The sequence below is a fragment of the Mesorhizobium sp. M0800 genome, from assembly GCF_040320095.1.
GTDB lineage: Bacteria > Pseudomonadota > Alphaproteobacteria > Rhizobiales > Rhizobiaceae > Mesorhizobium.
The window spans coordinates 317,732-335,854 of the sequence record NZ_JAMYOZ010000002.1 but is presented as its reverse complement, the minus strand read 5'-3'; the positions used below and the strand labels follow the sequence as shown (position 1 = coordinate 335,854).

Genomic DNA, 18,123 nt, shown 5'->3' with positions numbered 1-18,123 from the left:
TTTCTCCTCTTGCTTCAGCGGTTATTTCAGGCCGCTTGTCTTGATGGATTCCATGATCTGGCGCTGGAAGATCACGAAGAGGACCAGCATCGGCACGGCGACGATGGTCGAGGCGGCCATGACGTAATTCCAGGCGGCGGCGTACTGGCTCTTGAAGTTCGCAATGGCTACCTGCACCACCCAGAGGTTGAGGTCCGATGTGATCGTCAACGGCCACAGGAAAGCGTTCCAGTTGGCGAGGAAGAACAGGATCGCCAGCGCCGACAGGATCGGCCGGCTGAGCGGCAGGATGATGCTCCAATAGATGCGCCAGTAGCCGGCGCCATCCATGATCGCGGCTTCTTCCAACTCCCTGGGAAGCGACAGGTAGTATTGCCTGAGCAGAAAGATGCCGAACGCGTTGAAGATCGCCGGAATGATCAGCCCGGCATAGCTGTCCAGCATGTGCAGCGTCCGCGTCAAAATGAACAGCGGCACGATGATTACCGGCAGCGACACCAGGAAGGTCGAGAACATGGCGAGGAACAGGATGTCGCGGCCCGGAAAACGCAGCCGTGCGAGCGAATAGCCGGCCATCGAATGGAAGAACAGGGCAGCGACGGTTACCGTGGCCGACACAAAGAACGAATTGAAGAGATAGCGCAGAAACGGCACCTCGGTCAGCACATAGAGGAAATTGCCGAACGTCGGCCGTTCCGGAATGAGGCTCGGCGTGAAGACGTCGCTCGCCGGCTTGAGCGAGATGACCAGCATCCAGACAAGCGGGAATACCGTCATCAGGCCAAGTGCGGCGGTTGCCAGCATCCAGGCAAGTCTCGCCGCTCGTATCTGCGAACGGCCGGAAGGAGTTCGGCCGTCAGTCATGCTCGAAGCGTCCGCCGCGCGTCAGCACGAAGAAGAAGACCGTGACCAGCATCAGCGCCAGCACCAGCAGCGATGCCATTGCCGATGCATAGCCGAACGCGCCGAACTGGAATGCCTGCTTGTAGATGTAGATGATCAGCACCGAGGTCGAATTGACCGGACCGCCTTTGGTCATCACATAGATCAGGTCGAAGACCTGGCCGCCGGCGACAGCCGCAACGAGCGAGACCAGGAGGACGAAGAAGCTGGTCGGCTTGAGCAAGGGCAAAGTAATGTACCAGAAGCTTGTCACCGGCCCGGCACCGTCGATCTTTGCGGCTTCGTAGTACTCTGCCGGGATGTCCTGGAGCCCGCCGAGGAAGATCAGCATGTAGAAACCCATCAGGAACCAGACGCTGACCAGCACCAGCGTGAACAGCGCCAGATTTGGATCGCCGAGCAGCGAAATTCCGCCGAGGCCGACGAGCGGCGCCAGCCGGCTGACGATGCCGACCTTTTCGACCAACATGAGCTGCCAAACGAGCGCCACCACGACCAGGCTGACCATCTGCGGCGCAAAGAACATCGAGCGCATGACCGCGTTGAAGCGGTTGGTCTTCTGCACCAGAAGCGCCAGTCCCAGTCCGGCGACGTAGAGCGCCGGCACCAGCATGACGGCATAGGCTACCGTCACCTTCACCGACGACCAGAACAGCGGGTCGCCCCACATGCGCCTGTAATTGACGAACCCGACGAACCTGTAGCCGCCGAAGCCGTTGACCTCGAAAAACCCGACGGCGAGCGACAGCAGCATCGGCACGCCGACGAACACCAGCAAGCCGAGCGCATCGGGCAGGACGAACAGCCATGCGGCGTAGCGCTCCCTTTGCTTGGCGGTGAGGCCGCGGGCGGAATTCGCGCCCGCGGCTGGCGGTTTCATCTGATCCATACTGGAAAGGGCCTAAAGGATCGGCGCGCCGGAATAGGAAGCGAGGAACGCATCGAGTTGCTGACTGGCCGTCGTCGCCGCCTGCTGGGCATCAACCCCGCCAAGCTGTGCCGACTGGATGGCGTCGGAGATGATCTTGTAGGCCTCCGGCGGAACCCGCGGCTCGGCGCGCGTCCCCGGATGGATCTCCTTGGCGAAGGTGCCGAACTTGCCGGTGCTGAAGACATCGGCGCCGGCCTTCAGCGCGCTGTTGCGCGGCGGCATGTCGCTCTTGGCGACAGTGCACCAGTTGACGACCCGGTCGATCGATGCCGGATCCATTGAGGCCAGCGCCCAGGCGCAGAACTGGGCGGAAGCATCCGGGTTCTTGCCTCCGGCATTGGCGACAAAGGCCCAGCCACCGCCGACGGTGACGTATTTGCCATTGGCCGGTGTCGGCAATTTGAAGATGCCGTAGGGCACGTCCTTGGCGTTGTTGTCCATCGCCGAAATGCCCCAGATGCCGCAGTTCTGCATGGCGCACAGCCCTGCCCCGAGATTGGCGACTATGTCGAAGCCGCCACCGACCACCTGACGCGGCGCCACGCCGGTATTGATGGCATCCTGCCAGAGTTTCAGCGCCTGGACGGTGGCCGGCGAATCGAAGGCGCTCTTGCCGTCCTTGCCCTGGAATTCGCCGCCGCCCTGCCACAGGAACGGATACCAGGTGAAGTTCTGGTAATAGCCGGGAGTCGTTTCGAACAGCACGCCGTAGCGACTGGGCGTCGTCAGCTTTTTGGCGACCGCCAACAGCTCGTCCCAGCTCTTCGGCACGTCGTTCTCGTTGAGCTTCGCATCCTCGAACGCTTTGACCGAATAGTAGAAGGCCATCGGCTCGACTTCCATCGGCACACCGTAGATCTTGCCGTCCACCATGCGGTTGGCGATGACGCTTTCCGGGAAATCGGCTTTGGCGGCATCCTCGATATGCGGCGTCAGGTCGGCAAGCACGCCGCCATTGTAATAACGCAGGAAATCGCCGGGGCTGATGAGGAAGATGTCAGGGCCCTCGCCCGACGCGAAGGCCGTTGCCAGCTTGGAACCGGAGATGTATTCGCTGTTGACGACATATTCGAGCTCGACCTTCTGGTCGTGGCCGTCGTTCCAGTCGGCCACCAGCTTTTCGAACCACTGGACCTGCGGCTTCACGTCTCCGCCAGGCGCATAGAACTGCCAGAATTTCAGCGGCGCTTCCTGAGCGCGCACGGCCATCCTGTTGATGAACGGGAAGCCTGTGAGGCCGGCGGCAGCGAAAGTGGCGCCGCCCTGGATCAGCCGACGGCGGTTCAGGCTGGCCAATGGCCGGTCGCGGGTCGTTTTGTCAGTCATCAATTCCTCCCTTGGATGTTGTTCGGTCGAACGTTGGCGAAGGGACCTCCGTTCCCTTTGCCGGCACCTGGCGTCACGCGCTGTCGAATGGGCTCAACACGCATGGGATCACTTCGGTGCGCGGCGCGCCCTCGACTTTGCCACCCAGCCGTTCGAGCAGCATTTCCGTGGCGCGCTTGGCAAGCATTGTCGGACTGTTGCCGACACGGGTCAGCTTCGGCCTGACATATTCCAGTTGAGGCAGGTCATCGAAGACTGCGATGGCGATATCCTGAGGGATATTGATCCCATGGTCGTAGAATTCGGTCAGCGCACCGGAGGCCATCAGATAATTGGCGAAGAACATCGCCGACGGCAGGTTTCCGCCGTGCTTCTCCCTGAGCCAGGTGACCGCTTCCCGCCCTGACGGGCCAAGATAGCTTCCCTCGAACCGCAGATCGGCGGAGATTGGCACGCCATTGTCGGCGAGCCCTTTTTCGAAGCCGGCGGCACGCGCCATCGCCTCCTTGAAAAAGGATGGCCCGGTGACATGGGCGACGCGGCGATGGCCCCTCTTCGCCAGATACTCGCCCATCAGATAGCCGCCGCCGAAATCGTCCAGCTGGACGCTGTCGACAGCATGGTTCGGCAGATGGCCGATGAAGACGGCGGGCAGATCGAGGCTGAGCAGTTCGCTGTGCATGCCGTGCAGCGCGAAGTCGGCAACGATGACGCCGTCGACCCGCTTGCGCCCTATCTGGCGCAAATACTCGCGGCCGTGATCCTGTGAATGTCCGCCCGGCACGTCGGTGTTGAAGATCAGCATGTCGAGGCCGACCACTTCGAGCGTCGACTGCGCCGTTTTCACCAGCTCCGGATAGAACGGGTTGCGGATGTCCGGGATCAGCATCGCGATGATGTTGGTGCGGCCGGTGCGCAGGCTTTGCGCCTGCGGGTTCGGCGTGTAGCCGAGTTCGTCGATCGCCGCTTGTACGCGTTCACGCAGCGATTTCGATACCCGGTCCGCATGGTTGATGACATGCGACACGGTCGTGCGCGACACGCCCGCTCGCGTAGCAACTTTGGAAATCGTGCTCATGGTGACAGGTTATGAGCACATGAATGCATTTGCAAATCGATTTTACCGGTGTCTCGCAAATTAGGGCCGTCAGACGGATTGCGCAAAATGCCAAAAGAAAAGGCCGGACTGTTAAGCCCGGCCAAGTGTGAAGGTCTATAACCTCCAGAGGGGAACGCGCCGGACGCAATGGGAGGAGACATCCGACGCAATTCGCATATGGGTCTGTATTGGTGGCGTTTCAACGATGCGGCAGTAGACCAACGGCGTTGCTGCCATAGAGCCAGAAACGCAAAGCATTCGAAGGGGGCGGTGGATCGCAGCTGCCAGTTGGACACAAAGGTCGCCGAATGCAGGGTGGCTCCTGGCATAGGGACTTCAGTCTGTAGGCCTATCGACCAAGGACCCGCACAGCCAAACTTTGGTCCGAGGCTGCTATCGCAAAAGCCCGAAATGCGAGAGTTTCAGGAACTGAGTTCCGAGGAGCCCCGTTGTGATGCCGACTGTTACAGGAGGCCGCCATGGACCCGAGCATTCACCAGGCACGTTGGCTGCTTTTTCCGTATTTGGCCTGTGCTTCGGGGTCGCGGCCATTGGATTTATTGTTGGCTGACAGTGGGAACTCGGCGCTATCGCGGAGAGACGCAACCACGGGAAGGCAAAAGACTTGCGCAGTAAGCAGTAAATAGTCCCTTCCTGCGCTAGCGAGACCCACCAGTTACCATCGTGGGACTGGTGGGCCTTGACGTTCCGGACGCAAACCATTGTTTTAAGCATCACACGAATTCGAACAGGAGGCAGTACGACAGAGCCGTATGATTAAGGGGAGTTCCGACATGCGACTGGCAAGTTCATTGATGACGACCCGGAAACGAAGGACCGGATCTTCACGAGGACGTCGTGTCGGCATTTCTGTAGTCGTCTTGACCTTCATTCTCGTCGTTAGCCCCTATCGCGTCGTGTTCGATGGATCATCGCAGCCGCTCGGCCCGCAGGCTGCCTGGGCCAAAGATGGCGGGAACGGCAACGGCAATGGCGGGAACGGGAATGGGAACGGCAATTCGGGCAATTCGGGTGGAAACTCCGGCAATTCGAACTCGAACGCTGGTGCCGGCAAGGGCAAAGCAAAGTCGCAGGACGACAATCTCCCTGATCCCGCCCCTGCGGTAAACCCCGATAGCAAGCCAAAACTCTTTGTCAACGCATCCACAGGAGACCGGGTCGAGGTGAGCGGCCCGAGCATTGGCGTGGTGCATTCGAACGGCCTCAGCGAGCGCATCGACAGCGACCAATATGAAATGCGGGATGCCGAGGGCCGCACCATCATTCGGCGCCTGGCGACGCGTTCCGATCGGGACAGGTTGCTTGGAATGATCAACTGAGGGCCAGTTCACATGGCCGCGCAGTGCGGCAATTTCGGCTCAAGCATGATCGCGAACAGGCGGATGCGGGCGCTCAGTCGCGTCGCGCAAGGTCATGGCGGCTTCGGTCCTGTTGCTGACGTTGAGCTTGGCCAGGATTCGCGTCATGTGGTGCTTTATCGTCTTTTCATGCAGGTTCAGCCGAAGCCCGATCCGCTTGTTGCTCAGTCCCGCGGCAACCAGCGTCAGGATCTCCCTTTCGCGGCTGGTGAGGTCGGCAAGTCCGTCAGCCTTCGCCGGCTCTTTTGATTGAGCTGACAGATCGGCCAACAGGCGCGCCGACAATTGTGGACAGACATATCGTTCGCCCGACGCTACCGTGCGCAGGATCGCAGCCAACGTCCTCGACCCGACCCCCTTCAGAACATAGCCCCTTGCCCCGCTCTGCAACGCGGTCATCACGTGCTGGTTTTCTTCCGAAACGGTCAGCATCACAATTTTCAGTGCCGGATACCGCTCAAGGGCCGGTCCGATCACGCCAAGGCCACCTCCAGGAACCGAGATGTCCATCAGCAGAATGTCGGGCCGCTGGTCTTCGATTATCCGCAGGGCATCGTCTCTGCTGCTTCCTTCACCGACGATCTCGAACCCGCCGATCTGATCGAGCGTGCGCACAACGCCTTCCCTGAACAGCGGGTGGTCGTCGACGATGGCGAGCTTGATGGCTACTGTCATGTCTGCCCCATTTCAACGATGTTGAGGGCCATTCTTACGACTGTGCCACTCTGTGAGGAAGTCACGGTAAACTGGCCCCCGAGGCTTTCCACCCGCTCGCGCAGCCCAACGAGTCCCAGCCTCTCGGGACGCACGATTTGCGGGTCAAAGCCAGCGCCGGCGTCGGCCACTTCGATACAAACGCGCTCGCCGTCGAAATGTTTCTCGACCGACTGACCTTCACCTCCGGCATGACGGAATCCATTGTTCAGCGCCTCCTGGACGAAGCGGAAGATGCAGATCTTGGCCGCCGGCGACAACGGCGCATGGCCGCCGGTCATCGATAATCTCACTTTGACGCCGGTTCGTTCTTCGTGCGCCTGTACGGCTAGCTGGAGAATTTCACCCAGTTCGGCATGCTCGATATGCGGCAGGACAAGGCCCTTGCTGATGCTCCTGATCTCGCGCATGGCATCGTCCAGATGTGCTTTGATGGCCAGCAATTCCTGTGCACGCTTCGATTGCGGCGTAGCGGGATCGGCAATGACGGGGCTGTCGATCCCCAGCGCCGCGAGAGCAACCAATTGCGCGGGGCCATCGTGCAAGTCCGCACCGATGCGCCTGAGATAGCGTTCGTTAAGTGCGGTGGCACGCTGCGAGGCACGCTGCACCCGCAGCCTCAACAGTCTGTTTTGCGCAAGCAGATCGGAAAGCTCGGCAATGCGCTGCTTCAACGAGCGGCTCTGCGAACTGATCATGCGGCTGCCACGGAACACGATTGCCGACAGCCCGAGAAAGAAGGCCGCTGTGACGGCGGCAACGTCCAGCCAGGTTCGAATGAGCGCCTGATGCAGGTTTCTTTCAAAATCAGTGGCGACCTCGTAGAATTCCGAAACGGCCACCACTTCCCCCGACCATGGCTGCAGCACCGGATTGTAGATCTCGAGGAGATGCAAGCCGCTGGCTCTTTCGGCCTCGCTGTCCGGATCGTCGAGCTTGTCGAACTCCGAAACCATTTGGCCTGCGAATGCCGTCCGGAGATTGTCGCTGGGTTCAAAGCGCTTGCCGATCAATGTCTTGTCGGTCGAATACAGGATGGTTCCGTCGCGACGCCAGAGCTTGAAGGATTCGAGCCTTGTGCCGAGTGCCCCTTGTCCCAGCGTTTCATCGAGCGCGTGGGCGACGCTCTCGTCGAGCACTTCGCTCTTGCGCATATCCGGAAGCAGCGGTGCGATAACGCTGTCCACGTAAAGAGCCGTCGCGGAAGCCGAATTCTGCGTGACCACGGTTTCTATATGGTTCGTGACGGAAATCCCCACCACCACCATGGCTGACAGGGAAAATAGACCGCCCGCGAGCAGGAACTGCGTTGCCAGCGACAGCGCATTCCAACGGTCAACAAGGCTTGTCAGCCTGTGTGGCTTGGTGTTCCGAATGGCCCGCTCGACGGCACGCCGCACCAGTGGCGCGATTCTGGAGAGCCGGCTAATCCGTTGTCGAACGTCGCTGAAAGACGCCATCCTAGGTGTGTAACCGATCAATCGCGATGGAACTAGGGCCTGATGAGAGGGCGAACAGCGTATCCGGCGCTTTTTTGGGCAAACCGTCTCATTGCGTCGTTCGGTAAAGCTCGGACGCGGCCTGCTTCAGTGCCGCCCGTCCATCCGGCCTCAGATACATCATGTGCCCGCCCTCCAGCACCTCGGTGCGAATGGGCTTTGCGCCGGCAAGCGAAGGAATTTGACCAAGCAGGTAGCGCGAGCCCATGTACGGCGTCACCAGGTCGCTGTAGCCGTTGACGATCAGCACGCCGAGGCTGGGGTTTAGCACGCGCGCCTGTTGAAGGTCGTCCATGACACCCGCATAGCCCTGACGCGTCGCGCTCGTCCCATAGTCCCAATTGCCGCTGACTTCACGGTTGAGAAGCCGATAGCTGATATCCGTGCGGAAGTTCAATTCATCACGCACATAGCCGACGAAAGCGGAGGTGAGCGCCGGCACGCTTCGGTCGAGCACCGGATCGGGACCCTCGACTCCCAGGCTCTCTGGCGCCACGTCCGCTGTCGCGATGTTGCCGTCATAGGCGCTGAGAACATTGCCCTTTGCCCGTGCAAACTCCTTTGCGAACAGCCCTATGGGAATGCGTGCAAAGTGCCGCTGGACGAGATCGAGCGGCAGACCGGTGATTGCGGCGACACGCTGGCTCGCCAGGCGTCCACCCTGCTCCAGCCCACCTGCCAGCGCGGTCAGATAATCGCCGAGCGCATAGCGTTCGACTTCCGCCAGCCGCTCCTGCAGGGCCGGGCCGGAAACGCCTTCGCTGTGTAGGCGCACTGCCGCCAGCGACGGCAGTTCCAGCGCCCAGTGGAGCGGCTGGAACTCGTCCGGGCGCACCAGCGTGAATTCGAGCGCCGGCGAAATCAGCACGACGCCACTCGGGCTGATGCCGATGTCTTCCTGAAGCTTCCTGGCGAGCAATGCTGCTCGAAAGCCGCCATAGCTTTCGCCAGCCAGGAAGACAGGCGATGCCGTACGGTTCGTCTGCGCCAGATAGAGCCGGATAAACGCGCCTATCGACGCGGCGTCCTGGCTGACGCCCCAGAAGCTGTGTGCTTCCGTGCCGGGCGCTTCACGGCTGTAACCGGTTCCAACAGGGTCCACAAAGACCAAGTCGGTCATGTCGAGCCAAGTGTCGGGGTTGTCGAACAGCCTCTGCGGCGGCGGCAGGAAACTTCCATCGGCCGCCGTCGCCAGGACCCGCGGACCGAGCGCGCCGAGATGAAGATAAGCGGAAGCTGCTCCCGGACCGCCATTGAACACGAAGGTGATCGGGCGCCGCGGATCCGGTCCCGTTTCTTTCCCGGAATGCAGTGCATAGGCGACGTAGAAAATCTCGGCGGTGATATCGCCTTTGCCGGACGGCAATGACAGCGTGCCGGCCTTGGCCTCGTAATCGAGCGTGCGTCCGGCTATGAGGATCGAATGATCGGAAGTCTGCGGCGGTGGCAGGAGCGAGAGAACCCCGCCTGTGGGCGGCGGCCGCTGGGCCGTCTCCGCGTGACCCACCCCAACTCCGGCAACCAACAGCAGAAGAGCGAGGGCGATTTCTTGCAGCTTGATAGGCATGACGTCTCCGGAGCAATTGGCTGGAAACTAGCACACCGTCGGCCGAACCAAAGTCACAGCACCGTGCGCCAGTACATCTGACAAGAAGAGGGGTCGGATTTGGAAATCCGATGCCCAGGGCGGAAGATAGGGCGCGAGGGTCACGGCGGCAGCCTTAACCTCTTCCAGCAGATGCGTGTGGCGGAATGGCGGACCAAACGACTTCGTGAATTTTCTGCCGGTTGACTCGATTGGCCCACTTCCTAGGTTGGCATTCGGGGCTCCCGTGCAATCCGAAGTTGGTATGACATCTTTCCACACCCGAAAGCTTGCCTTTCTCCTTCTATCGGCAAGCGCCCCCATCCTGTCTTGCTGCGTCATGCCCGACGACACGTCGAGCACTGCGAAGGAAGACGCCACGGCGGCGGCAGCCCGCAGGGAGATGGTCGGCCTTAGCGAGGCGGACGTTCGAATGTGCGCCGGCTTTCCGACCGCCACTGCCGATGTCGGCAAATCCGGCCAGATCTGGACCTATCAGCGCGTCGTTCAACGCGGCAATCTCAACATTGTCGTTCCGACCGTGGCCATTGGCCCCGTCCCGGCGCTGGGAGGTTCCGTCAACGTCGCCCCCGGCGGCTATTGCAACACGCAAATTCGAATGGTTGACGGTCATGTTGCCGAGGTTGCCTACGCCGGCGACAACAACCTGCCGAACAACCGCGATGCGCTCTGTGTCAGCACGGTAGACGCCTGTGTCGCCTACGCCCGTCAGTATCATCCAGGCAGGACAATGGGCAGATAGCGGGATGAGTGGCATTGCCGCTGATCTGAACGCCTGAGATTTCTGGTTTGCCGGCTAGTGACTATCCTCGATCCCGATCGAGCATCACCGATTTGACCTGACATTCCCCGCTCTCAACCGCGGACCCGACCCATCGCGAATAGTGGAGAAATAGCGGTCGGTTCCGACCTGCCCGCCCTTGAGGGCAATTTCCAGCCCATCGATCGCCTTAATGCTTGAATGCGCCACACAAAGTGGCGAGCCCGGCGATGCCGGCAGCGGCATTCGCACCGTCAGCGCGTCGACGCCCATCTGGCCAAGTGCATGGCTCGACGTGTCGCCGCCGGCGATGACCACGCGCAGTAGCTTCTCTTGAAGCGTCAGTTCGCGGAGAACCTCGCCAAGGCCGCGGCCGAGCTTATGGCGGGCGCCTTCCCGGAGATCGATTTCTGCACCGCGGTCGGCCGCAGGTCCGAGCGCGGTGTAGAGGATGACGCTGCGCCCGGCCCGTAGCCTGGAGCGGCCGGTTGCCACCGCGCGCGCAATCGCGTCGTTCGAAGCCTCAGAAACCAGTTCGACCGGATCGAGCTCGATCCCGTCGAAGCCGTCGGTCAGAGCATGACGGATCTGTCGTTCCGTCGTCGGCGAGCAGCTCCCCGAGACCACGGCGATCCTGTCGGCAGCGCCCGGCGGCGAAAAGGCGGATTTGGTATCCACGATCCGGTTCGATGCCCATTCGACCAGCAAGGCATATTCGATGCCTGAAGAGCCGACGACGAAATAACCGCCCGGCTTGCGAGCGCGCCAAATCTCCTTGCCGGCAAGTGCCTGGGTTTCCAGGCTATCGACATCGACAAGCACGATACCTGAGCCATTCTCCACAAGCCGGTCGAATGCTTTCGACCGCGACGCAGACTGCAGCGTCGCCAGGTCGACCAGGCCCGAGGCGAGGCTGGTCTGGCGCGACAGATGGATCAGCAGGTCGGATTCGTCCATCGGCGTGGTCGGATGGCGGCTCATCACGGGATGGCGGTCGATGCGGAAATATTTTTCGCGATAGGCCGCGAACAGATGACCGAAGGCGGTGTAGCGCTTCAGCTGCGGCGCGCCGACCACCAGCGGCACGCCGTCTTGCCGGAAAACCGAGCGGCCGATTTCGATCGCCCGGCCGATGCTGCCGATTGCCGGGCTGGAATCGAAGGTCGAGCAGACCTTGTAGTGGCAGATCTCGGCGTTGACGGTCTTCAGCCAGGCGAAGGCATCTTGCAGATGCGTGTCCATCCACTGCGGCGTCTCGCTGCGGCTGGTGCCGGCCAGCCCGAGGGCGCGGCAATGCGCAAATTGCGAAAGCAGCGCCTCGTCCGGCTGGCGCATGAACAGGACGGTCGGCACGCCGCCGAGCTCGAGCGCCTCCATAACGTCGGTCGAGCCGGTCAGGTCGTCGCCATAGTAACTCAGAAGCAGGTTTTGCATGGCGTCAGGCCGCCTCGCCGCCGCCGAACTTCTCGATCGACCGCGCCAGCTCGACATGGCTCAAGGCATAATCCGCCAACGGAATGTCCTGGACCGCCGCCTGCCAGGCCTGCTGCACGGCGCGCACGCCGGCGCCCGGCCCGTCCGGGTGGCTGACGATGCCACCGCCGCAGAGATAGAGAAGATCGACCGTCCGGCCGGTTCGCTGGAAGGTTTCAGGCGCCTGCCCGCCCCACTGGCCGGAGCCGGCGACCGGCAATGCGCAATCGGCCGGCGAAAAGATCGGCGTGGTCACCGCCTTGAAGGATTCGACGAAGGACCAGTCGGGTTCCCAATATTTCGAGGCGATGCCGTTGATCTGGAACTGGTCGACGCCGAGCAACCGCCAGAACTGCTGCCAGACCTTGAAATCCATGCCGAGGCCGGGATGGCGGGTGAGAATGTCCCAGCCATTGCGGTGGGCATGGAGCACCAGGTTGGAGCGCTTTCGGAGGTAAGCCATGCCACCAAAGCCGATCGAATTGATGTTGACCACCGCGCAATTGCCGCCGGCCTTTGCCACCAGATCGTGGTTTCGCATCATCTCGTCGGGATCGGCATGTGAAATGCCGAAGGCATACATGACCTTCTTGCCGGTCTTCTGCTCGTGGTCGAGGATCAGCGGCATGATTGCCCTCACTCGCTCCGACAGCGGTGAATAGGCCGGGCTCATCAGCTTCTCGTCGTCCTTGATGAGGTCGACGCCGGCGGCAATCAGCTCTTGCACCATTGCGGCCGTCTCGTACGGGCGGAGTCCCAGCGCCGGCTTGACGATGGTCCCGATGATCGGACGATCCGCGACACCGGTCAGCCTGCGGCTGCCCGTGACGCCGAATTGCGGGCCCGGATGCGCGCCCCGGTACTCCTCGGGTAGCTTCATGTCGACGACACGGATGCCGGACAGGCCCTTGATCGAAAAGGTGCCGCCGATGGCGATGGTCATCAGCGCCGACAGGTCGGTGCCGATGGCGTCCAGCGGAAAGGCGATATCGATGTCGGCGCGCTTGACCGGGCCGTTGCGTGCTTCGGGGCTTGCTCCGGAACCGGTTTCGGGAAGGGACGGCCGGTCCGCGTCCGGCAGATGCCGTATCGCCAGGACTCGCGCTGCGACCCTGGCCTTGAGCTCTTCGGTCTCGCCGGCCAGCGCGACGAAGGTTCCGGTCGACTGGTCGCTTGCAATCTTGGCCGCCAGCGCCTCGATATTGCCGGGCGTTTCGATGCGATAGGTAAGAACAATCATATTCGCGCGGCCTGCCGGGGAGGTTTCGAAAAAGGTTCCTTGGCCCTCGAAATCTGGTATAATGAGTACATAAGCATTGCAAGCCCTATCCGGCTTGGCGGTAAGGGCGAGCCGGCAGCAGGCGTTCCGGAATTCACGGCGGAAATGCTAGATAGGGGCCGGTCAAAGGAGTGATTCGCGACGATGAACCGTTCGGAGCCGATCGTCCGGCGCAAGCTTTCCGACGAAGTATTCTTGAGACTGAAGCGCCTGATCACCAGCGGCGAATTGCTGCCGGGTGACGACATGCCGTCGGAGCGCGAATTGATGGAGCGCTTCGAGGTCGGCAGGCCGGCGATCCGCGAGGCGATGCAGGCGTTGAGCAATATGGGGCTGGTCGCGATCTCGCATGGTGAGCGTGCCAAGGTGCTGCAGCTGACCGCCAAGTCGATCATCAAGCAGGTCGACGGCGCAGCCAAGATCATCCTGTCGTCATCGAAGGACACGCTCGAGCACCTCAAGAACGCGCGCATCTTTTTCGAGCGCGGCATGGTCAGGGAAGCCGCAGAGAAGGCAACCGCCGAGGACGTGCAGCGGCTGCGGGCAACGGTTGCCGAGCAGCGCAGCCATCGTGGCGACTCGGAAGCCTTCATATCCGCCGACATGAAGTTCCACACTCAGATCGCGGCAATTTCCGGAAACCCGATCTATGTCGCCGTCAGCGAGGCAATGCTTGGCTGGCTAAAGGAATACCACACCGAAATGCTGATCTGGACCGGCAAGGAAAAGTTCACGCTGACCGAGCACGAAGAGATCGTCGGACGCATCGAAGCCAAGGATGCGGATGGCGCCGAGAAGGCGATGATCAAGCACCTCGAACGCTCGCGCGCGCTCTACGTGATGAATTCCGGCAACTGAAAATCAAGTGCAGGTCCCGACCGGCGTCGCGGTCGGACCTTGTTCTCGGCCTACTGGCTGACCACAGATCAGCCTGAGCCCGGACCGACGCAGTTTTATGTTGCCGTCTGAATCCGGTGTATGTGCCGCGTTGTTTTCATTCAGCGATTTCAGCATTTGCATCTTCCCAGCCATGGGCTTCCACGGGCCGCTTCGTCCGCAGCCCGCATAGGCTCTCCTGGAGGCGCCCCGCTTGTTCTGGAATTGGCAATTCTTGCAAAGACTATGCTAGACTTGCCGCTCGGCGAGAACGACACCGGGAGAACCGCAATGGCTGACAGGAGCCTCCACGTCGTGATCTGGCTGCCGTCGAATTTCTATTCGGCCGTCGTCTCGACGCTCGTGGAAATGTTTCGGCTTGTGAATGACGTCTGCCGGTCACAGGTTCTCTCCTGTGAGTTCGTTTCAAGGGGCGCGCCGTCGGCATCAAGCACAGGAATTTTCTTCCCGACGAAGGCTCAACCATCCCGGAAAATGGATGTCCTGATTCTCATTGCGATGCCGGGTGTCGAGATTCCGGAGCTTCTGCGCTCGCTCGACGAGGAGAGTGAACATTCAAAACCGCTGATCGCGCTCGCGCAACAGCAGGACGCAATCATCGCAGCACATTGTGGCGCGTGTTATCTGCTCGCCAATTCGGGATTATTGGACGGTAAACGCGCAACGATATCCTGGTGGCTGAAAGCCGAGGCAAGCCGCCGGTTTCCGCAAGTGCGATGGGACGCTTCCCGCCTGCTCATTCGCCAGGACCGCCTTTACACATGCGGAGGCGGGTTTTCCGGACTCGAACTCGCCAGGGCTTTGCTGATCGATCTGGGCTTCTCGAAGGAGGAGCGGATCATTCGAAAACTTCTGGTTCTTCCTCCGCCGCGCAAATTCCAGAGTCCCTACGAATTTTCTCTCGACGAAATTTCGAACGAGGCCAGCCCATTCGAGAACAAACTGCGCGAGCTCTCGAAAGACAAGATGTCGGAAATCGATTTGAAATTTCTCGCAACTGAATTGGGCATGTCTTCGCGAACCCTGTCTCGCAGGTTTTTCGACGAGCTCCAGACAACGCCGGGAAAATGGATCCAGGAAAGGCGGCTGGAGTTGGCAAAATCCATGCTTGAGGAAACGAAACTGAGCGTTTCAGAAATTTGCTATCGGGTGGGATATCAGGACGTCGCCTCGTTCAGCCGTCTTTTTTCCAAGACAACTGGAATGGCACCAGGCGAGTTTCGAAAGCAGATCCGGTGACAAGTCGGCAACGGAAGTGCTGCCGCTACGGGCAACCGCTGCCGAAGTGCGGCTATCCAAGAGCCTCGGCAAATGACTTCAGCCGATCCGGACGATTGCGTAGGGTGTCATCACAAGATGGTCTCGGCCCGACGTGTCTTGCGGAATCTTGCGCGACATTCGTCCATCCCAGATCTTCAGAGGACCCCGATCGGAGCCGAGCCCGGAAACATCGACCGGAAAATCGTCCGGGGTAAGGTTCGCCAGCCAGACGATGATCTTGCCTGTCTGGGAGCGGCCGGCCAGTGCCAATACCCGCGTCTCATCGGTCGTTGTCGCCGCCACATGCGCATGGCCGGCCAGATCGCAAAGTCCTTTCACCGCGTGGAAAATCGGCCGGGGTGCACCTTCTTCGACAGGTTCGCCCGACGAGGCCAGTACGCCGAATGGTCCGGTGAAGCTGCAGAGCGTCAGCATTTCGAGCCCGGCCGGCGCAACGCGCGCGGCATAGCCGATCGTCCATGCGGCCCCGAACAGCCCGGCATGGCGAGGGTCGCGGTCGGCCATGGCAATGCGCTGATTGTCGGGATTGGCCTTGGTCGCGCCGCCATAAGGGTTCTGGCGCATGGCAATGGTCGACGGCCCGATCCGATAAGGTATTGTTCCGAAGATCGTTCGTACTGACGCCGTGATGAAAGGCAGTGCCTCCAGCGATTGCATGACGCTGAGATCGTCGGCGGCGTGCACGATCGGGCAGGTGCAATGCGTGACGAAATCGAGCGGGTCAGCCGGCACACGCTTGCGATTGAGTTCGGTGAAATAACTGAACATGCCGCCGCCGAGGCGGGTGTCGGGAAAGGCGCGCCGCGCCGCGGCATAGACGTCTTCGAGCGGTGGGCATTGCGGCCATGCGCTGCCCGGCGGCGTCGACTGCCGGTCGACCGAGGGCGAGACGGCAATGGCCGAAAGCTTGAGCCCGGCCTGGCGCACCATGTCGGCGACGCCTGAAAGCTCGGCGTCGAGATCGCCGTCGCCGCCAATGACACATTCGAGCGTTGTCCGGACCGGATAGGCGGCGGCGAGCCGGGCGTAGGATCGCAAGGCATCGAGCTCGTGGCCGCGCGTCGGGTCATAGTGGAACATCAATTGCTGCGGACCAAGCTCGGACAGCATCGGCAGCTTGCCCAGCGCCGCCTCGACCTCATCCGGGTAGATGATCACGCCGATACCCGGCAGCACCGGTCCGGCTTGGCCGAGCCTGACATGAATCGGTTCGGCGCTTGCCGCAGCCGCCGGCACTTTCCCGCGACCCTCTATCCGCAAGCTGATGGTTTGGCGGAAGGTCTTGCCGGCGGGCAGCACATAGGGCCATGGCAGCGCCAGCGGCCGAACATAGGTCTTGTAGGAGGCATCCGACCAATTGCGCTGGTCCTCCATCTCGAAAATGTCGCCTTCCATCCGGCATTCGGCGGTGACGTTGGGCCGGACTTCATGAGTGATCGCCCGCAAATCCTTGAAAGGTTGCCAGGCATCGATCAGCTCTGGAAGCCGCGTCGCGACCACGCTGCCGTCGGTATGCTCTACCGTGACCGGGCTGCCGGCCAGGCCGGCAATCGGATGCAGGATGCAGAAGCCACAGCGATTGGTTTCGAAATCGCTGTCGGGAAGAGTGCTCACGTCGAAGACCAATTGGCCATCGGCGGAGCCCTTGATGGTTGCGCGGAAGTCGAGCCGGCTGCCGTCCGGTGCCCGGCAATTTGCCGAATAGCTGACGTAAAAAGCCTCGGCATTTTGTTCGATGGCAAGATCGGCCAGTCTCGGCTCGTAGGTGCCCCAGTCGCGATCCCTGACGATGTAGGCGATGGCACGCAGAACTTCGGTGCCGCCGTGGCGGATGCTGCGCAGATTGCCGTTGACGAAGTCCGCCGTCAGCGCGCCGGCGCGCAGCCTGACCGGTTCGGCTTCAACTGCACGTGTACCGTAGAGGAGGAAGGCGTCGGCTGTCATTTCAGCAAGGCGTCGAGTTGCACCGGCTCCCGGCTTGCGGCGCCGGCATAAGCTGCCTCGACCAGCGCTAATGTCTTGAGGTTGTCCGCGCCCGAGGTCGCGGGCTCGGCTCCGTTGGTCAGGCAATCGACCCAGTGCTTTTGAATGGCGACGACGCTTTCCTGGATGTTGTGCCACGGCCGTGATGCCCAGGCCAGCAGCGGTGGCGAGACGTTGCTCACGGCTGTCCCGCTCCTGCCGGTGACGGTGAGCCGGTAGCCCTGCGCCAGCCGGATCGTGCCGTCGCTGCCGTCGATCTCGATCAGCGTCTCCGGAAACGGCTCGGTAGCGAGCTTGCTCGCGTAGCTGCAGTCGACCACGGAAGTGGCGCCGCTCGTGTGGTCCAACAGCATCGTCGCAACGTCCTCGCCGGCAATGCCGGGATTGATGCGCGCCGTTCGCGCAGTGACGGTCGAGACGTCGCCCAGCAGGAAGCGGGCGATGTCGAGGATGTGGATACCCAGATCCTCGATGATGAAGCGCTTTCCCGTCGACAGATAAGGCTGGCCGGAAAACACGTCATAGGCAGAGCGGAACGAGATCCGTCCGAAAAAGGGGGTGCCGATTTCGCCGCTGTCGAGCACGGTACGCACCGCCTGGATCGGCGACTGCCAGCGAAAATTCTCATGCACCATCAGCGGCACGCCGGCGTCAGCACAGGCCTTTGCCATCGCCTTGGCGTCGGCAAGCGTCGGCGCGAACGGTTTTTGGCAGATTGCCGGAACGCCGTGCTGCGCTGCCATCTCCACGAGCATTCTGTGGCTTGGTGCGGTGGTGGCGATGTCGACGAAATCCAGCCTTTCGCCGGCAAACAGCGCGGCCGCATCGGTATAGCGCCGCGCGACCCCGAACTGGTCACCGACGACCCTCAACCGGTCCGGATTGCGGTCGCAGATGGCGGCGATCGAGGCGCCCTCTATGTCGCGCCAGGCATGCATTTGGTTGACGGCGAAGAAGCCGCAGCCGATCAGCGCTCCATGCAGCTCCGCCATG

Annotated in this window: 15 protein-coding genes; 4 read left to right on the top strand and 11 right to left on the bottom strand. The window is 61.5% G+C overall.

Going from position 1 to position 18,123, the window contains the following annotated elements; all coding sequences use genetic code 11:
• Positions 1 to 21: 21 nt before the first annotated feature.
• The 4 genes from NKI18_RS04015 to NKI18_RS04000 all read right to left on the bottom strand — a co-directional run bounded on the left by NKI18_RS04015 (position 22) and on the right by NKI18_RS04000 (position 4,238).
• The gene (locus NKI18_RS04015; RefSeq protein WP_352615420.1) at positions 22 to 864 is read right to left on the bottom strand and encodes a carbohydrate ABC transporter permease; all 843 of its coding nucleotides are present in this window, start codon (positions 862 to 864) and stop codon (positions 22 to 24) included.
• Positions 857 to 1,783 (bottom strand): carbohydrate ABC transporter permease, encoded by a 927-nt coding sequence (locus tag NKI18_RS04010; protein ID WP_352568071.1) that lies wholly within the window; start codon positions 1,781 to 1,783, stop codon positions 857 to 859. Before NKI18_RS04010 ends, NKI18_RS04015 begins: the two co-directional genes overlap by 8 nt.
• A 21-nt stretch (positions 1,784 to 1,804) precedes the next feature.
• Complete coding sequence (locus NKI18_RS04005; RefSeq protein WP_352615418.1) at positions 1,805 to 3,160, bottom strand: ABC transporter substrate-binding protein; 1,356 nt, start codon at positions 3,158 to 3,160, stop codon at positions 1,805 to 1,807.
• Positions 3,161 to 3,233: 73 nt separating this feature from the next.
• Positions 3,234 to 4,238 carry a LacI family DNA-binding transcriptional regulator gene (locus tag NKI18_RS04000; RefSeq protein ID WP_352615416.1) on the bottom strand — a complete coding sequence of 335 codons (1,005 nt, stop codon included), beginning with the start codon at positions 4,236 to 4,238 and terminating at the stop codon, positions 3,234 to 3,236.
• An 815-nt stretch (positions 4,239 to 5,053) separates the two neighbouring features.
• On the opposite strand from NKI18_RS04000, the gene NKI18_RS03995 reads away from it, so the two are divergent.
• Complete coding sequence (locus NKI18_RS03995; protein WP_353018899.1) at positions 5,054 to 5,599, top strand: hypothetical protein; 546 nt, start codon at positions 5,054 to 5,056, stop codon at positions 5,597 to 5,599.
• A 39-nt stretch (positions 5,600 to 5,638) separates the two neighbouring features.
• Here the strand turns inward: NKI18_RS03995 and NKI18_RS03990 are convergent, their stop codons facing one another.
• From NKI18_RS03990 to NKI18_RS03980, 3 genes are all read right to left on the bottom strand, one after another.
• Positions 5,639 to 6,313, bottom strand: a complete 675-nt coding sequence (locus tag NKI18_RS03990; protein ID WP_352615412.1) for a LuxR C-terminal-related transcriptional regulator — start codon at positions 6,311 to 6,313, stop codon at positions 5,639 to 5,641.
• On the bottom strand, positions 6,310 to 7,755 hold the full coding sequence (locus tag NKI18_RS03985; protein ID WP_502898014.1) for a sensor histidine kinase: 1,446 nt from the start codon (positions 7,753 to 7,755) through the stop codon (positions 6,310 to 6,312). Before NKI18_RS03985 ends, NKI18_RS03990 begins: the two co-directional genes overlap by 4 nt.
• 145 nt (positions 7,756 to 7,900) lie before the next feature.
• Positions 7,901 to 9,418 carry a S10 family peptidase gene (locus NKI18_RS03980; protein WP_352615410.1) on the bottom strand — a complete coding sequence of 506 codons (1,518 nt, stop codon included), beginning with the start codon at positions 9,416 to 9,418 and terminating at the stop codon, positions 7,901 to 7,903.
• 358 nt (positions 9,419 to 9,776) lie between these two features.
• On the opposite strand from NKI18_RS03980, the gene NKI18_RS03975 reads away from it, so the two are divergent.
• Positions 9,777 to 10,199 carry a hypothetical protein gene (locus NKI18_RS03975; RefSeq protein ID WP_352615408.1) on the top strand — a complete coding sequence of 141 codons (423 nt, stop codon included), beginning with the start codon at positions 9,777 to 9,779 and terminating at the stop codon, positions 10,197 to 10,199.
• 84 nt (positions 10,200 to 10,283) lie between these two features.
• Here NKI18_RS03975 and NKI18_RS03970 read toward each other — a convergent pair whose 3' ends face one another.
• Positions 10,284 to 11,651, bottom strand: coding sequence for a four-carbon acid sugar kinase family protein (locus NKI18_RS03970; protein ID WP_352615406.1), 1,368 nt, complete (start codon positions 11,649 to 11,651; stop codon positions 10,284 to 10,286).
• Between the two features lie 4 nt (positions 11,652 to 11,655).
• Positions 11,656 to 12,930, bottom strand: a complete 1,275-nt coding sequence (gene oiaX / locus NKI18_RS03965; RefSeq protein WP_352615404.1) for a 3-oxo-isoapionate-4-phosphate decarboxylase OiaX — start codon at positions 12,928 to 12,930, stop codon at positions 11,656 to 11,658.
• 183 nt (positions 12,931 to 13,113) lie between these two features.
• Here oiaX and NKI18_RS03960 point away from each other — a divergent pair, with 183 nt between their 5' ends.
• Together NKI18_RS03960 and NKI18_RS03955 are read left to right on the top strand one after the other, a co-directional pair.
• Positions 13,114 to 13,827 (top strand): transcriptional regulator NanR, encoded by a 714-nt coding sequence (locus NKI18_RS03960; RefSeq protein ID WP_352454127.1) that lies wholly within the window; start codon positions 13,114 to 13,116, stop codon positions 13,825 to 13,827.
• A gap of 309 nt (positions 13,828 to 14,136) precedes the next feature.
• Positions 14,137 to 15,105, top strand: a complete 969-nt coding sequence (locus NKI18_RS03955; RefSeq protein WP_353018895.1) for a GlxA family transcriptional regulator — start codon at positions 14,137 to 14,139, stop codon at positions 15,103 to 15,105.
• A gap of 78 nt (positions 15,106 to 15,183) precedes the next feature.
• Here the strand turns inward: NKI18_RS03955 and apnL are convergent, their stop codons facing one another.
• Positions 15,184 to 17,091: a D-apionate lactonase gene (gene apnL, locus NKI18_RS03950; protein ID WP_353018892.1), complete on the bottom strand. Its 1,908-nt coding sequence runs from the start codon at positions 17,089 to 17,091 to the stop codon at positions 15,184 to 15,186.
• Positions 17,088 to 18,122, bottom strand: coding sequence for a Gfo/Idh/MocA family protein (locus NKI18_RS03945; RefSeq protein ID WP_352615399.1), 1,035 nt, complete (start codon positions 18,120 to 18,122; stop codon positions 17,088 to 17,090). The genes apnL and NKI18_RS03945 overlap by 4 nt, the downstream gene beginning before the upstream one ends.
• Between the last annotated feature and the right edge of the window lies 1 nt (position 18,123).

What these genes read in the sequence shown, in the direction of transcription:
- oiaX (WP_352615404.1), bottom strand. Translation starts at nt 12,930, where the DNA reads ATGATTGTTCTTACCTATCGCATCGAAACGCCCGGCAATATCGAGGCG.
- NKI18_RS03995 (WP_353018899.1), top strand. Translation starts at nt 5,054, where the DNA reads ATGCGACTGGCAAGTTCATTGATGACGACCCGGAAACGAAGGACCGGA.
- NKI18_RS04010 (WP_352568071.1), bottom strand. Translation starts at nt 1,783, where the DNA reads ATGAAACCGCCAGCCGCGGGCGCGAATTCCGCCCGCGGCCTCACCGCC.
- NKI18_RS03955 (WP_353018895.1), top strand. Translation starts at nt 14,137, where the DNA reads ATGGCTGACAGGAGCCTCCACGTCGTGATCTGGCTGCCGTCGAATTTC.
- NKI18_RS03945 (WP_352615399.1), bottom strand. Translation starts at nt 18,122, where the DNA reads ATGGCGGAGCTGCATGGAGCGCTGATCGGCTGCGGCTTCTTCGCCGTC.
- NKI18_RS03975 (WP_352615408.1), top strand. Translation starts at nt 9,777, where the DNA reads ATGCCCGACGACACGTCGAGCACTGCGAAGGAAGACGCCACGGCGGCG.
- NKI18_RS04005 (WP_352615418.1), bottom strand. Translation starts at nt 3,160, where the DNA reads ATGACTGACAAAACGACCCGCGACCGGCCATTGGCCAGCCTGAACCGC.
- NKI18_RS03970 (WP_352615406.1), bottom strand. Translation starts at nt 11,651, where the DNA reads ATGCAAAACCTGCTTCTGAGTTACTATGGCGACGACCTGACCGGCTCG.
- NKI18_RS04000 (WP_352615416.1), bottom strand. Translation starts at nt 4,238, where the DNA reads ATGAGCACGATTTCCAAAGTTGCTACGCGAGCGGGCGTGTCGCGCACG.
- NKI18_RS04015 (WP_352615420.1), bottom strand. Translation starts at nt 864, where the DNA reads ATGACTGACGGCCGAACTCCTTCCGGCCGTTCGCAGATACGAGCGGCG.
- NKI18_RS03960 (WP_352454127.1), top strand. Translation starts at nt 13,114, where the DNA reads ATGAACCGTTCGGAGCCGATCGTCCGGCGCAAGCTTTCCGACGAAGTA.
- NKI18_RS03990 (WP_352615412.1), bottom strand. Translation starts at nt 6,313, where the DNA reads ATGACAGTAGCCATCAAGCTCGCCATCGTCGACGACCACCCGCTGTTC.
- apnL (WP_353018892.1), bottom strand. Translation starts at nt 17,091, where the DNA reads ATGACAGCCGACGCCTTCCTCCTCTACGGTACACGTGCAGTTGAAGCC.
- NKI18_RS03980 (WP_352615410.1), bottom strand. Translation starts at nt 9,418, where the DNA reads ATGCCTATCAAGCTGCAAGAAATCGCCCTCGCTCTTCTGCTGTTGGTT.